Source organism: Shewanella corallii (assembly GCF_023349125.1).
In the GTDB taxonomy this organism is placed as follows: Bacteria; Pseudomonadota; Gammaproteobacteria; order Enterobacterales; family Shewanellaceae; genus Shewanella; species Shewanella corallii.
This window is the reverse complement of sequence record NZ_JAKIKT010000004.1, coordinates 277,693-294,692: the sequence shown is the minus strand read 5'-3', so window position 1 is coordinate 294,692 and position 17,000 is coordinate 277,693. Positions and strand designations below refer to the sequence as shown.

Genomic DNA, 17,000 nt, shown 5'->3' with positions numbered 1-17,000 from the left:
CCAATAAGTCAGTAACTGTATATACCAATGGTGATGGAACACGATGCCGAATAAACAATATTCAAGTGACTTCGGGACTTTAATCGGATTATGAAGAACAGAGCGTTGATTTTATTTTCGTTGATGTTTTTGAACATCTTATGTGTCAAGTTTTGCTTCGCAGCTTACTCCCAGGACAGCGGTAAGATAGCGCGAGTATTCGCCAATTCCTATGGAGCCTTCGCAATCAAACTGGATAGTGGCTTTCCCAATGCAAGTAGTAGTAATCAGTGCGCCGGAAATAACGGTTGGGCAGGGCTGAGCAGCTCTGACAATTTTCTGAAAAGTATACTTCTTGCTGCCAAAGTGTCCGGTTCAAAGGTAGTTATCACGATTGAGGGATGCCAAGGGACTTGGTTTAAGATTAAAGACATTTATATGGATTGAACCAGTATGTTTAAAACTATTACGCTTTTTATCATATGTGTGCTTCTTTCAGTTTCCGCTTTTGCTGGTGGTGGTTCAGCGAATGGGAAAATAACCAGATTACACTTTTGGCAGGGACATAATGGGCTATTGTTTAGTCATGAAAGTAAAGTGAATCCAGATAGTTGCTCCAGAACAGACCAATATATTCTACGTAAGTCTCACCCCTATTTTGATGAGATCTACTCTCTTATGTTAGCTGCTCATTTCTCAAAAGAGCCGATAACGCTGTATTTCAGTGAATGCTATGAGGGATTTCCCTCGTTAGTACATATTTATAGTGTTAAATAGTTAAAAATTTAAGTCATACTTTGGATAAAGCGATGATGAAAAAACAAAGCTCCCCTTCGGTCAATCTGTCTATTTATAGTTTTATTGCTTTTGTCATGACTGCCATTCCATGTTCAGACAATGTATTTGCTGAAGAGTTCCAGCAGGCCTACGCCCCGATTTCCGTTGGCGATATTGGCTTTATGATACCAATCGAAAGACAGCCAAGCGAGTCAGGGTATTTTGCGACAACGGATGGCGGAGATTCATGGATACTTGAGTGGGAAGCTGTATCTGGAGCTACAAGGTATAAGATTGAATATTTTAAAGATGGTGTGTGGCAAGCTATAAGCAGCGATGAGCAAAGTAACAGGATAAACGTTGCTAAAGATAAAGGTACTGAGTTTCGCGTCAGTGCATGTGATGTTTATGGATGCTCAGACTGGGTTGGAGTCACTACTAGAATAAGTGGCCCCGTCTTGGTTAATCGATTCAGTAAGTCTTCAGATATTACTGAATTAAACCAATCCGTAGTGATTTCTTGGGATGTGTCTTCAGCAACAAAAATTACTGTATCAAGTAGCAATGGTAACGAGGTTATAAGCTACTCAGGGTTAGGCTCCCATAGTTTTCCAGTTACTGGCTTAACCCAATTTCGCATGATTGCTGAAGGGTTTAACGGTAGTATCGAACAGTCAATTTTTGTGTCACCAACTAAGTCATCAATTTCTCAGGAGCAACCTACTCAGGACAGGTATTTACAACCGATTTTAAGGACAGTTATAGAAGCCGGTATGCAGCCAATTGAAAAAGCACTTGTTACTTTAATAGATGGAGTAGAGCAGATAAATGTTTTCCCGCAATACTCAGAGGTAATAACTAGAGTGAGTAATTCAGGTGACATAATTTGGGAAGCACCTACTGATGGGCTTGTTGTAAATAAACCAATATATTTGGTAGACAATAAGACGCTTATTTATAGCGTTTCCAGTGACATTAATCGCGGCAAAGTATGTAGAATTAATATAGATGGAACACAAAGATTCTGTTTGGATAGAATTGAAGGTTCCAGCTTTTTACCAATCGTGTCTTCACCTCTATATATCAATGGCTCCATATTGTTTGTCGATTCCTTTGGTAGTATTTATGAAGTGTCTAAGAATCTCGAATCTTCTACGTTGAAGTTACTTGGTCGAGTATCTTTGGAACAGGGGGATACAGTTGTCTCAACTCCTGTGTTTGACCCTCAAAGTGATGAGCTCGTTGTAAGAACCAAGTATGGTTTATTGATAGGAATACCTTTGTCGATAGGGACTCCGAGTCTTATGACAAAATCAAAGAGCTTATTTCGTACGTTTGATTACTCTTCCTCAGGGAGTTTATCTCCGAGATGGCAACGGAGTCTCAACTTGGCAGGAGATAATCAATGAATATTGTATTTAAATTGTTTGCGTTCCTGCTTGTATTAATTAGTTATAACGCTAATGCTATTACTCAATATAGGAATGGAGAGCAGGTTGAGATTCTTAATGAATCTGGACAAAGTAAAACTCTTAAGTTCTGGACATATGATCCCAAAAATGATGAGTACACTAATAGTGGTGGTAGGTGTGATAGTGAAAGCTATCATTTGAGAACAATATATATATCAATACTTAACACCAGTGGTAGTGAGGTTAGGCGTATTACGTTAAGCGCCTCTGCGAATAATCAACATCTATTCAATTTGTCACCATCATCCTTGAATCTTACTAATGGTACCTACAAATTCAGGCAGGCTGTAAATTATCAACTGTATGAAACAGAAGACGATCCTTGGGGTGGCAATGGTTGTTATAGCAACACGTATGATAGCCCTTTTTTCTCAGAAAAGACGATAAAGCTAGTCTCAAGAACTAAGCCCGTCATAAGTAGCGTTTCACCTCAGGAGAATCAGAGTTATAGTATAAACTCCAATGTAACCTTTACAGCCAGAGCTTCTGATGTAGGTGGGGATGTAAATAAGATAGAATTTACAAAAAATAACTCTGTCGTCAAAAGATGTTCTATATCCACACCGTCTTCTAGTATGGAGTGTTCATTTTCGACGCAGTTGAATAGTTTAGGTAATTATTCAGTAACAGTTAAAGCATATGATAAATACGCGACGATAAGCGACCCAGCAACGAGAACAGTTAAGGTCGTTGAGGTAAATAGTCCACCACAAATCACCAGTTTTAGTATTGGGAATAGCACTCTTACTCCCACTTCTATTACAGATTTAATTCCTATTCAGGTAGGAGACATTACTACATTCATTCCACGTACTATAAGTGGTGTAGAAGGTGTTGATGACAGCACGATATATATCGGGACTGGTACACCGTTAGCTATCAATGTCTCTGCCAGCGATCCAAATGTTGCCTCTACAAATCAATTGTCCTCTATACGTTGGTGCACCAACACTTCAGATGACACCTCCTCGTGCGTAGCAGTACATTCATGCAGTGTCTCAGGCCAAACTGGCTCATGTAATTCGTCTCATAGCTTTTCCCAAGCTGATGAATATTGGATTTGGGCCGAAGTGAAGGACAGAGCAGGTAGTACGGTAAAATCAGCGGCTAAAAAAGTTGTTTCTATTGCCCCTCCTTCGGCCAATATACAAATCAGTGGTCTGTTGATGCTCGGACAAACCGTTAATTTGTCTTCCGGTGCGTCTGGTGAAGGTGTTTTGCAGGTAGAGTTTTGCTACGGGCCCGAGAATTATACCGGGATCGATTGTCTGACCAGTCTTGGCCAATGTCGCGGTTCCAATTGTGGCACTTCAGTATTTATTGCGAACAATTTTAACTCTGGCCCCGGGCACTTGTATACGGTGGTGACTGATGGTTTCGGCCAACGTAGTAGGGATGGTGAAAATGTTAACATTGTAGGTAGTTATACCCTTTTGGCGCCTAGCGTTACCCTGGCGGAGGGGGGGGAAGCGTATCCTGGCAGTATAGTGAATATTGCAGGGCAGTATAGACCTCAAGGAGAGGCTGGTAATCAGCCATCTATTAGTCGCATTGAGGTCTATGGCAATAGCCAGTTGCTCTCCCGTTTGAACCCTGATGGAAGTTCAACGACTTTCAACTTTGGTGAAATACCCCTGCCAACTGCCGCTGATGTTGACTATCAATTCAGGCTGATCACCGATAATGGGGTGACGATTTACTCCCCTGTGACACGTTTTGATGTTCACGAAACGGCTCCGACTTCTTCACCCAATGTGACTGCGGATACAAGTGTTTCAAACGGCGCGTTTAATATTCATTTAAAGGCCAGCTTGGTGGCGTTCAGCCAGCATTACACTTGGTACGAATCTAATGGACAATGTCCTGGATCAGATAGAGTCTCACTTGGAGATTCTGAGTTTGTTCCAATTGACGGTAGCGTTAGAAAGTCAATTCAAAAGAGTGACTATGCCCTTCATGATAATCGCACTTATTGCTATTGCGCATCAGCCAGTAATGTAAATGGAGCTGGGCCTATTGGATCCGGCAGTGAATGTACTTCAGTGACCGTAGACCTGCCTGATTCAGAACCTGGTTTGACAACTTTTTCAAACATGTCGCTAACTCAAAACAGTGCTTATCAAATGAGTTGGCAAAATGATTATCCTGGGGCCAGGCGGCTTACTTTATCCCGTAAGTTTGGACAGCCTGGAAGTAGCTACAGTTGGGAGGTTATCGGGCAGGGAGATAACCAGTTCAAGCAATTCTACATATCGCAATTGCCACCAGGTGACGTTAGTTACAAAGTAGCAGCCTGTAATGATGACGATATATGTAATGAAGGACAGGTCATTACTGTTAATCATCAGGTGCCATATTTGCACAGTGCTACTTTGACTCCTGCGGCCAATAGTTCTCCTGCAGAAATCATATTTGATGGCTTAGGTCTGCAGGGGCTGACCAATGCTAATGTCCAGCTTAGAAATACTGCCGAAGTATTCCAATTCCCTGTTTATCAATCTAGCGGTGATGGGCAAATCCGTTTCCGGATGCAGCCTAATGAGCGAGTCATAGAGGGTTATCAACATGGTGGATTGAGGCTCAGAGTCGTTACCGATGTAGGGGAATCCGTCATTGAATTTACCGCTCTTGGCAATACAGACAGACCGGACATCGATCTTATTGATGCAAGCCCTACAGTAAGCGAAAACGGCGTTGTTTACGTCAGCGCTGGCCAACAAGTTTACGCGTTAAGGGATGGGTACGACGTTGCTGGCTGGCCTTTCTCACTTCCTGCTGGTACCGCTTCGGAAGCAAGAATTGTGGCTGCGCCTACGTTAGATAAAGATGCTAATGGTAATGACCAGATCTATTTCGGCGCTACCGATAGACACGTCTACAAGTTGAGTGAACAGTCGAATCTCTTATGGCGCACGCGGATACGTGGTGAAGTCCATGCGCAATCACAACTGCTTTCGACAGTCCTGGATACAGATACAGGCATATATAGAAAACAGTTGTTCGTCGGTGTCGCAGCCAATGGCGGTAATGACGTCAGCGGTCTGTACGTTCTAAATACCCAGTACGGCAGTGAGAGGTACATGTATCCGCTGGTACAGGGGGTTAAACAACAGCCTAAGGTCTTTGCAAACGGCGAGCTGCATGTTGTTACTGAAGATGATCAATTACATATCATACGGAGAGCCGATTGGGGGCCGTTTGCATTAAGCTGGGAAGATGTCGATCCCTCACTGGTGCCAGCTGACTTTGAAATTGACTGGGATATACCCGAGCATGCCAATATTCCGTTAAAACCCATTGCAAGTCTGTTTTTTGGCTTGCTTGGAAGATCCCCTTCCGAAGCAGAGTTGAATTATTTTGCCTATGTGTATTGGCTCGGTCGTGGAGAGCATGAAATCACTGCCGCCTTCCTCGGCTCTTCAAGAGGCTTGGAGTTATATCCCGCAGACCTGTCTAACGCAGAGTTTGTTAATCAACTGTTCGTCCGGCTGTTCCCAAGTGAGCCCAATAAAGAAAGTGCAGGTGGCCTGGATAAGGCTGGTTGGGTCAACCTGCTTAATACCGGTCATCCTCGAAGTGAGGTGGCATGGCGTCTCACTATTTCTGATGAATACTACGCGTATAGCGCTAACGCCGTAGATTTGGTCACCCGAGTATTCTACGACCACTGTAACTGTAACGAAGGCCAGGACTCCGATGGTGATGGAGTTGCTGACAGTGTTGAGATAGAGCTGGGGTATGACGCTTTGGATCCGCTGGATCTTATTATTGCAAAACCTGATTTAACAGCTTCGCAACCCTTACTCGGGGACTTCTCATTGAGTTGGCAAGGCGTGGGTTCACCAGATCCTTCAAAATCTATCTTTTACCGAATAGTGGAGGGTATAAACAGTCAGCCGAACTCAACACTTGAAAGCCAATATGGTTCAACGAGTTATGGGGTTTTGAAAGCTGTTGGTAATTACACCTATCAGGTTCAGGCTTGTATCCATAACCAAATTTGTGGCCCTACATCTAATATTGTTGACGTGCAGGTATCTGATAGCGTAGTTGAATTGGAGATCCAGCCAGAAGCTCCTGCGACATCAGTTGCTGAATATAATCCACCTCAATTGAATGAGATTAGTACATCTGCGTCGTTGGGTTTAACGACGGGTGAATTCAGGGTAAATGAATCAGGTGCTGCAACGTATTCGGTACCTTTTAGCTTACCATCTGGTATTGCAGGAGTTACACCAGAACTGGGCTTAGCCTATTCAAGTCAGGCGCCAGAAGGGATTGTGGGAGTTGGGTGGAGCTTGCAAGGGTTATCTTCTATCAGCCGTTGTGGAAGTACTAAACTTCTCGATGGTTCGGCAAGACCTGTGATGCTTGATGAACAAGACAATTTCTGTATGGATGGTCAAAGGCTATTGCTTAAGTCGGGGCAACAGGGTCAACCTGGCTCAGTGTATACCACACAATTGGATAGCCAACTTACTATTACATACACTGCAGATGACAGTTTTGAAATTGAGCGTAAAGATAAGAGCCTAAGCGTTTATGGGGGAACTGCAGAAAGTAAAGTAACAGCTTTGTTCTTAATGACTGTTCCAGGGGGAGTTGGCGACTCAGGAAGTGTAATCGAAGTCACTGAAACCATGAATTGGTTAATTAGTACTACGTGGGATAATTTACGTAGTGATGTTAATAAGGTTTCATATGTTTATCGTGATGGTATTGGCGAAAACGAAAAAGTAATTTCTGAGGTAAATTATAGTGGTAACTCAGTTATTATTAATTACTCCAATGATGCAAACCCAAGAGTAAAATCTTCGGGTTACATGTATCTGTCCCATTTTGAAACTAAGTCCAACATAAGTGGAATAACAATATCAAATCATGATGGCGTCAATGTTCGAGAGTATAAATTAGGGTTTGATACTAATGAAATAGGACAAAGAGAGCTTCTTACAATTCAAGAGTGTGGGCTGAATAATATATGTAAGAGACCTGTTGAATTTAATTATCGAGACGTATTCTCAAGCTCCCGAGATGATTCATCTTGGCTCGAAAATATCTCCACACCAGAGGGGGAATACCTGCGTCATGCCATAGTTTTGGACGTTAACAATGACGGTGTAAACGACTTGGTTACTCTGACTCAAGTGAGTAGCACTCGATCTAAACTATGTGTAGGAGACTCAAATAATACAGAGTCTGACTGTCAAACATTCACCACTTGGGATGATTTACAACATAACGCTAGATTAGTTCCTGTAGATCCCGATGGAGACGGGTTGTTAAGTTTCTTAACGAACAAAGACAACAATGAAGATAATGCTGATTGGATTTTATTCGACGTGGCAGCAAGTAATGGTTTTCCTGTTACTCTAACACTGTCGGAACCACAGTCTCCGGAAGTTCTTGGTATTGAGGGGAATATCGCTCTAAACCTCAAAGCTATGGATTTTGATGGTGATGGGTATAATGATCTTGTTGAAACTATTGAAGAAAATATATATGTCAGAAGTTGGAATATTACTTCTAATCGGTTTGAGTCAAGAACTCCGGTCTTGTTACCGACTAGATTTCCACAAGGGTTTAAAATCTCAAATGGGTGGCAGAGTGTAGATGTAAATCGTGATAGTGTCGCTGATATTTTAGCATGGCGAGACTGTGGGACTGATTGCCCTGGATATGCCAGAGGCGATGCATTGGTACTTTTAACCACCAATTATCAGGCAAATACGTCAGATTGCAGGGATACTCATTGTCCTCCTAATACGACCGATTCGTATAAGGCAACTGTCTACCAGAAAATTGATGTTACTGGAAAACATGCTCTCCCCGTTGACTTCAATAGTGACGGATTATCAGACGTTGTTGTGTACAACACGATCGCAGAAAGATGGGAATATTATCTTAATACTGGTTATCACTATGTGCCCGGTACTGATTTACCATACTCATCGAGACTTAATTCGTCGTTACCTCCGATGATTGTTGATTATGATGGAGATGGAAGAATTGAGTTGGTTTTCCATGATAAATTTGATCGTACATGGTACCGCTACGAGTGGACTAATTCCGAAGTTACCAGTCTCTACGGAGTTTCCGGGGGCTTTGAGCGTATTACCCCAGCCTTATCAGACTGGACCTTTAATCCCCCAACAGATGATCCCGAAGAGCCCAGCTTTGATAGTCACGTCATAGCGTATGGGACGTTCGGTGATGTCAACAATAACGGACTTCTGGACTTCTTGTACAAAGCTGGCACAAGGACCGCTGCATCCACCAGTCTGAAACTGTACAACGGAGGAAATCGAGTTCGTCATCCAGGCTTACTGAATTCAATCACAACAGGAAGTGGTATAGAAACTCGTATTACTTATCAGTCAATGGCGGAACCCTTTGTACACATCAAGGGTGAAGGGTTACCAAGCGGAATGCAGCAAGATCCTTTGTTTAGGGTAATGAATATTGCGGGAGCTGCTACGGTAGTGACTTCAGTTGAAACAGATACTCCTGCTCAAGGCTCCTCAGAATTTGCTGAAGTGAAATACAGTTATCGCGGTGCCAGAGCGCAATTTGGCCGCGGAAGCCTCGGGTTTGAGTCGATTGTTACCGTATTCAATAAGCAGGGAGTTCCCTTCTCGACAGAGACTGAATATGGGCAGGTATTCCCTTTGACAGGGATGCCATTGCGAACAATTAAAAAGGCAGGAGGTACGATAATCAATGCTGCTGAAAATCGTTATTCAGTAGACTCTGTAGATCATGGTAATGGCAGTATAAGTTATCGTGTCTATCAAAATGAGAGTAGAGAATGTCAAGCTCTTGTTGACTCAATCGAAGGCTCGTTAGTCACTACTTCTGTATATAACTGTCAGCAAACCATCACGGTTCAAGATGAATATGCGAATGTGACGTCTAGTTTGAGTGGTAATTATGATGTGACAGACGCTTTAATGTTTGTTGATATGGAGGATGTTTTTTCGACTACGTTAAAAGCTGGTGCGCTTTCTAGTCTGTCGAATTCTAATCATTATGGTTCTTCTGAGACTGATAATCGCTTTGGACGCCTGAGTCATTCTACTGTAACTCATAGCAGGAGTATTAATGGAGAAGAACTCTCCGAAACCCGGAACAGTAGTTTTACCTATTACGACAATGGAATGCTTAAAACAGAGGTAATTGAACCTGAAGGGACTTGCGATACTCGTCTACTAACTGAATATATCTATGATGATCTTGGTAATATTGTTAACAAGATGATTAGCAATGGGAGTGGGTGTTCTCCACGTATAACCCGGACCAATACGACATTTTATGATGACACTGGTCGATATATTCTGGAGAGTTACAACAGTGGAGTATTGAATTCTAAGATTCTTCAAAGGAACGCACTTGGGCAGGCAACTAAACTTGAAAACACTGATGGCGTAGTAACTCGAATGTTACATGATGCATTTGGTACAGAGGTGTATAGGTACAGTGCGTCAGGAGCTCAATCAAGTAAGTTGAATAAGAGGTGCGATGATAGCTCTTTTTACTGCTTTAGTATGATTGAAGCCACTGAAAATGAAGTGTTAACTGCAAGGCAATATATTGATACCTCGGGAAGAGTCTTTAAGGAGAGTACAAGAGATGTACTGGGTAATTGGCACAGTAAATCCCAGCAGTATGACCAATATGGACGTGCGGTTTCTGTCATTGAACCTGGGCTTGAGCCGGTAACCAGCGAGTATGATGCTTTGGACCGGGTTAAGGCAACAGACGACCCAAATACAGGAACAGTTGCTTATCAAACCTTTGAAGCGAGAAATCAAACCAACACGCTGACTGGTGATTTGCCTGGAGGCACCCAAGCTAAGAAGACAGAATTTAATGCCCTCGGTGAGAAGTATCGTATTACAGATGCTATAGGCAATGTACTCACATATACCTACGATGTGTTTGGGAATTTAGACACGGTGCATAGCAGTGCAGATGAAAGAGTTTTATCTGATATCGACTATGACAAGCTGGGCCGCAAAACCCAAATGATTGATGAGGACAGAGGAACTTGGACCTATGAGTATGACGCGTTTGGGCAACTGACAAAGCAAACGGATGCCCGTGGCGTCATAACCGAAATTTACTATGACGATCTGGGACGGAAACGACACCAAAAGATGACAGGTACGGCTGAGGTCGTGTCTGAGGATATATACTGGGTTTATGGCACAGGCTCGACTAAACACCGCCTGTTGTACGAGTACACTGGAAGCTGGCGTCGCGATCTATATTACGACAACTTGGGGAGATCCGTTTCCACGTTGACGAATCTGGATGCCACTACAGAGTGTATAGCTAAAGCCGTATTTAATTCAGCGAATAACGATCTAAGGTTACTGGATGATGTTCTGACAAATCCGATTTCCAGCAGGTGTGTTATTCAGCAGACCAAATACGATGAATATGGCAGGGTATTTCAGCAATTTGATGACTATCGCAGGAAGCAAAATGGAGAATATATCGAGGCGAGAGGGGTTCGGTATCACTATGCATTCAATCAGGTACTAAAACAGCAGGAAGCAAGAGAAGGCGTTTCAGGCCGAATTTATAATGAGATTGTTCATATCGATGATGCGGGATTACTACGTGAGTACAGGAAAGGTAATCAGACAGTTGCACTTGAGTATGATGCAGCGAACAGGTTATCGGGAATCAGTAGTGGTAACCATATCCAAGCTGATATTTATAGTTACGATGGCATTAACAACCTTAAAACCCGACAATCTATTGGTCAGGTAAATGAAGATAGCTTTGGCTATGATGAGCTAAATAGGGTCACGGAAGTTAATGGGGTTCAACTATATCATTACGATGTCAACGGTAATCTGTCTGAAAAAGATGGTTGGACTTTAGGTTACGAGTCGGATTCAGACAAGCCAATTCATGGCGTTGCCAGTCGCAGTAAGTTGGGGTATGCGACAGAAACTTACGGTTACGATGCAAATGGTAATCAAATCTGGGGTGAGAAAGATGGTGCCGCGTGGAGAAGCATTTCCTACAGTGCTCGTAATAAGGCAAACAGAATTGAAGTTGATGGCAGAGCCAGCGCCTTTGGCTATGACGCTAACAATAGAAGGTTCAGACGCGTAGATGTTGGAGAAGATAGCTCAACGACGATTTTCTACGTTGGTAATCTTGAGCTAACCATAAAAGAAACTCCAGGGAGTGGCCAGCAACAGAGTTACATCAAGCGTTACGTTGGGGATGCAATGCAGACCTATTACGCTAATGGCAATAGTATGTTGCGTTGGTTGTATAAAGACCACCTTGGCTCGGTCACTGCGATCTCTAATGAGAGCGGCCAATTGGTAAAACGTTTTGCATATGATGTATTCGGCAACCAGACCGAAATCATACCTACTGAAGCAGAACGATTGGCATTCTACGAAAATACAGCTTTATCATCTTTGTTACTTGCTGAAATCAATCCTAACACCCGGGGTTATACAGGCCACGAGCCGGTAGCATTCGATGGTGATAATCGTATTGTCCATATGAATGGACGTATGTACGATGCTGCTTTGGGGCGGATGTTGCAGGCTGATCCAGTAGTGCAATCCCCAGACAATCTGCAAAACTACAATAGTTATAGTTACGTGTTGAATAATCCACTCAACGCTACTGATCCGAGTGGATACTTTATCAAGAAACTGATCAAGACGATTGCAGACATACCATGGCTAAATTCAATTGTAACAGTAGCTTTGAACTTTATACCTGGATGCCAGGTATGGTGCTCTTCTCTATGGAATGCAGCGGCGACTTATACTCAAACCGGCAGCTGGGAGGCGGCACTGACTTCAGGAGTTGGTTCAGCAGTAATCCAAAGTACTTTTATGGTCATCGGGCAAAGTTTTAACTATGAAGGAGCTATCAATGCAAAAGCGGTGAAGAAAGGGCTTATTGCTAGAGAGTCTTTTATTGAATTTGGGGGGAATCTGTTGACCGGAGGGCAAGTCACGGGGCAGATTAGTGCTCACGCTTTTGCTGGAGGTATATTCTCAGTCATTCAAGGGGGAAAGTTTGGCCATGGCTTCTTCAGTGCCGGTATAACTAAAGGATTGGGTGGTGCCTTCTTGCCAGGTGGCGGTGTGGAAGGATTCGAAAAGGTTAAAGCAACAGTGATTTCAGCAATCATTGGAGGGACCTCCTCTTCGCTGTCTGGTGGCAAATTTGTCAATGGTGCCGTGACTGGTGCTATGCAGTTTCTATTAAATCAGAATAGCAAGGATGAAGTATCTCCCCAAGATGAAAAAATTGCTATGGTAGTTTCTGGTAAAGCTATCAGCAAACTAATAAAAGGTTATGGCCATGAACTAGGCTTTGAAATAGATTCTAATGGGAAGTTTGTTTTAGCAGCAGATGCTGATTTGTCTTCAGTAAGGTTACAGATTAATTCTGAAGGTCAAGTCCAGTTTGTGAGTGATTATACTGCTGGAGGTTTTACAGTAGCCGATGGTCAGTTGAATTCTTTAGTGCTAGATGTCGGTTTAATTAGTGTGAATTTGACAGGTTATGAAAATATGGTATTAAATTATGATATTACTTTTGGTGCTGCTGTTGGTGTAAAAGTTTACGGCGGGTTCAACTTGAAGGAGTGGGCGCCAATTAAGATGGTACATGATGAAGTAGAAAGAAGTAATGACATCGTCTGTTATTACATGAACAAATACTGTTGACATAGGTGAAATTTTGAGATTACTAGTTATCATTGTTTTTTGTACTTTTATTTGTCCTTTTATAGAGGCAAGTGAATATACTGATAGAGACTTAGATAAGTTACTTGAGGATGCTATACGTAACGCGGTCGCTAGTAACATCGATGAGGCTGAAAGTGATTATCTCGAGGCCTATAATAGATTTTGTGAATCAAATAACGAAGATAAGTGTTCGATCGTGTATGCTTTCCTTGTAGATATATATTCACATAAAGGTGATCTTTTGAACTCCATTAAGTTTGGTAACCTTTTGTTTGAAAATGGATGTTCTAAGTTATGTGAAAAAATTAGGTATAAAAAAATATGTGGTAATAAGGAAGCCGCGAATTCAGTCTTAGAACTTAATGAGTTCTGTAATAAATGGTCTTATTTACAAAAAGATTTATGATGATAAAGCTGTGTTATACAGTTTTGTGGATACGCAAGTTGACTTTGTATATCATTGAATAGTTTTTGTATGAAATGACCGCACTTTCTCATAGAATGGTGTTTTAAATGAACTATAACTTTGATGATTGTTTTTCTCCGTTTATACAAATGCTAATTACTATTGCAGTGGCAAAGTGTCTCACCTTGGTTCAAGTGATGGCTTATATATGAGTAATGGCCTCAGTGCACTATCTTTGCAGTATGACAGAGCCTAGGTGTAACGCATGGCTGTCTTTATTGCTTACAGCAAAGATGTCAGATAGGAGCGTATTGGTATATTACTCGAGCTCATCGTCAGAGGGGGGGAGCAAAATAATGGGTTATGCACATCTATTGGATCTTGGGTCAGACCTGCTGACCCAATCTATTACGTTCAGATTCAGTGAATAACCTAGCTAATTTTATCTTACAGAAATTATGATGAGACAAGGCTGTATGAAATTAAGAGTGCTAATCCTGTGCTTCATAGCTATATGTAGTTGTACATATAGCGACGAAATGGTCTATCAACATAATGTGACAATAAAGCGTCATGGTTCCCATTGGGGAAATACCTTTTATATGAATTTGGAAGAGGGGTTTACCAAACCATGTAAATATGGCTATGCCTATTGTGCTGCTGATGAGCCAAGTTGTAAAAGTATGCTGGGTATTGCACTGACGGCGCAAGTAACAGGGAAAAAGTTGCCCGACTTTCGCTATATGTATAATGTCGACTCAAATATGTGCACAGTATGGTTGCTATCAACTGACCCAACATAATGATTATTAAATAATTTACAAACTAGCTGGAGAACAGCTATGAAGACTTTGACTTTATTCTTACTGTTGATGTTCTCATCTTTAGTGCATGCGAGTGGTGCAGGGCAAACCGTTAAACAGATTTACTACTGTGGTGAAGACTTTGCCATGCGCATGAGCGGTGGCGAATGGTACTTGGTTCAAAAACAGCGTGTTGGTGAAAAGAAGTTCGATCACTTTCTGTCTATGGCTTTGTTGATGTTGGCATCGGGTAAGAAGACGGCAAATGTATTCCCGGGCGACCCTATACCCAACTGGTGTGGTAACGCTAACTTCAGGCCTATATCCATTTTTAGTATACAAGCGGAATAAGTAGTGTGGTTTCGTTTAATCGTAAGAGGGCACACATGATGGCTTACCGCATTCTCCTGTTGGCAATGTTAGTTGCTGTATCACGACCTTGCTTAGCCAGGACCGATTGTCCCGTTGCTAAGGTGCTCCATATTCAATTGGAAGGCAGCAAAATAATGGTTTACCAAGAGGGTGGCCCGTGGCGAACGCTGGGTTATTTGAATGAAACCGGTACTAAAGAAAGATACTCAGCAGTACTGGCAGCCCAACATGCAGGCAAGGGAATAACGATTGGCTATGCGAGAAATGACTTTAACTGTAGCGCAACCAATTACGGTGAGTCCGCATATATAGTCAGAACCTTCAATCAATAGCCGACAGAGAGTTAACTGAGGAAAATAGTATATGGATATACGGAAACCTATATTTATATTGCTGGCGATAGCTATTAGCTTTCCCCTGTACGCAAATTCGTATTCTGGGCCAAGAACGATAAAAAGTATTGGCTGCCATAAGCGTGACAATATCTGTTTTATTGAAATAGACGGCGCTGCTGTTGGACCAAGTGGTTGTCATGCAACATCAGTAAGGTTTGAAACCGAAAAAGAGATTGCTGGTAAGTCTGCGTTCTCGCTTTTTACTGCGGCTTATTTCTCTGGCAAAAGAGTGAACTTAAAAGTGAGCGAAACTTGTTTTCAATATCAAACTAATTTCCCAACCTACGATTGGTTTTATATCGTGGATTAGTAATACTCAGCTGGAGATATGATGATCAGACTGCTCACGTTGATAGTACTTTTAACCAGTTTTCATGGTGTTGCTGATACTTCACTACCAAGTAGCAAAATAACCAAAATAGCAACGGGCTGGAGTAGCGAGGGACTCTATTTTTCATTGGAGGGTAGCATCAGAGCAGAAGGGTGTCATAACGCGAGGGTCAGGATCCCTTCGGACCACCCTATGTTAAACGAGATATTGGCCTTGGCATTATCTGCTTATCATGCAAACAAACCGGTCGTATTCAGAATTTCAGGTTGTATAGGTAATGATATGAAAGGAATAGCGATTGATATCTGACTATATAGCTATCGAGGGTCTAAATTTGAGCTTTTCAAGTAGTTGGTGTCACTGGCTCAAGTTATTGATACAGTTCAGGGGATGACGATGTTCATAGCCAACTTTAGAGTAATAGTATTGTTATCTATCACGGCCGTTTTATGTAACTCCAATATCTGTAAAGCTGGAGTATGGAGTGATGGAAGACAAGAGGTAAAGCACATTATTTGGCGGCCGGGGTTTCATGGTTTTTATGTTGACTCGAGTAATTTTCACAATCCTCAAGGTTGTTCTAACTCAAGTGCGAAGCTCTACCTACTCTCTCCAAGTTTTGAAAACCAGGCACCTGAAGACGTTCAACGTTTGTATTCGATGATGTTAACAGCATTTGCTATGGGTAAACCTCTGCATGTTTGGCTGGATGGTTGTCATAATGGTTATCCTCAATTCACAGGGTTGCAAATCAATCCCTAAATAACAGGAATTAAATGAATTTGGTCGTCAGCATTTATAGTTAACTCAGGAACACAGTAATGAAAAAGCTATCAGGGATTTTGGCTATTTATATTATCAGTTTTTCAGGAACTGCATGGGATGGTGTGAAAACCGGAAAAGTCGCTTCAGTCGACGTCACTGGCGGCACCAACTATGGATTTAGAGTTGTGTTGGAGGGGGCACCAAAATTATGTGGCAACGGCCATGGATGGGCTTACATCAATGAGCCAGATAGTAACTATCAAACATACGTGTCTGTACTGTTAGCAGCAAAAATGGCGGGAAGCACAGTAACTATATATGCCAATCAAGAGCGCAACTCAGGCAATGGATATTGCCATATTGGTTATATATCAGTGCGATAGCACTTAATGAATAATTATCTCAGACTTTGTTGAGGTTAGTTTCGGTAGTCATGCTAGTTTTGACCGCTCTTTATTATTTCATTTTATCTCAGTCACGAGCAGACATGCGGAGAGTTTAATTGATGGATATCAAAGTATTTTTTGTAAGGCTATTCGTGCTGTCGACTTGTTTACTTAGTACATCTTTGTTTGCAGCACCTCCGACTTGTCACAGCTCCCACGATGGTTATTGTCAGTATTCCGGGACGGTAAAATCTATCTACGTCAATTCAGGGAATGTGATCTTGATGTACTTTGACACCGGGTTTGACCCCTCTTCTGCCAGCGGGGCTGGTTTTACTGTGTCTAACGGTAATGCCGCAGCCATTAGAATTACCGACAACCCTGCTTTTGCCAATCTGTTTTATTCCACTGCACTTGCTGCCCAGGCCTCCGGCCGCCCGGTGACGGTTCAGATGAGAGGCGTGATATCCGGCTATCTGAAAATCGATCGTATCTGGCTGGCAGAGGAATAAGAGTGGATCGCACTGTGGGAGTAATTCTGTTTCTCATGAATGCCCTAAACAACGAAGAATTTA

The 17,000-nt window shown here is 42.2% G+C and carries 7 protein-coding genes; all 7 read left to right on the top strand.

Going from position 1 to position 17,000, the window contains the following annotated elements; translation table 11 throughout:
* Positions 1 to 788 precede the first annotated feature (788 nt).
* The 7 genes from L2725_RS12840 (at position 789) to L2725_RS12810 (ending at position 16,937) form a co-directional block, all read left to right on the top strand.
* Positions 789 to 2,165 (top strand): hypothetical protein, encoded by a 1,377-nt coding sequence (locus L2725_RS12840; protein WP_249249329.1) that lies wholly within the window; start codon positions 789 to 791, stop codon positions 2,163 to 2,165.
* Positions 2,162 to 12,946, top strand: a complete 10,785-nt coding sequence (locus L2725_RS12835) for an RHS repeat-associated core domain-containing protein (RefSeq protein WP_249249328.1) — start codon at positions 2,162 to 2,164, stop codon at positions 12,944 to 12,946. Before L2725_RS12840 ends, L2725_RS12835 begins: the two co-directional genes overlap by 4 nt.
* Positions 12,947 to 14,215: 1,269 nt before the next feature.
* A complete protein-coding gene (locus tag L2725_RS12830) occupies positions 14,216 to 14,527 on the top strand; it encodes a hypothetical protein (protein WP_249249327.1) in 312 nt (103 codons plus the stop codon).
* Positions 14,528 to 14,911: 384 nt separating this feature from the next.
* A complete protein-coding gene (locus tag L2725_RS12825) occupies positions 14,912 to 15,253 on the top strand; it encodes a hypothetical protein (RefSeq protein WP_249249326.1) in 342 nt (113 codons plus the stop codon).
* A gap of 417 nt (positions 15,254 to 15,670) precedes the next feature.
* Positions 15,671 to 16,036 (top strand): hypothetical protein, encoded by a 366-nt coding sequence (locus L2725_RS12820; RefSeq protein WP_249249324.1) that lies wholly within the window; start codon positions 15,671 to 15,673, stop codon positions 16,034 to 16,036.
* A gap of 59 nt (positions 16,037 to 16,095) precedes the next feature.
* Positions 16,096 to 16,422, top strand: a complete 327-nt coding sequence (locus tag L2725_RS12815) for a hypothetical protein (protein ID WP_249249323.1) — start codon at positions 16,096 to 16,098, stop codon at positions 16,420 to 16,422.
* A gap of 122 nt (positions 16,423 to 16,544) precedes the next feature.
* Positions 16,545 to 16,937 carry a hypothetical protein gene (locus tag L2725_RS12810; protein WP_249249322.1) on the top strand — a complete coding sequence of 131 codons (393 nt, stop codon included), beginning with the start codon at positions 16,545 to 16,547 and terminating at the stop codon, positions 16,935 to 16,937.
* Positions 16,938 to 17,000 lie beyond the last annotated feature (63 nt).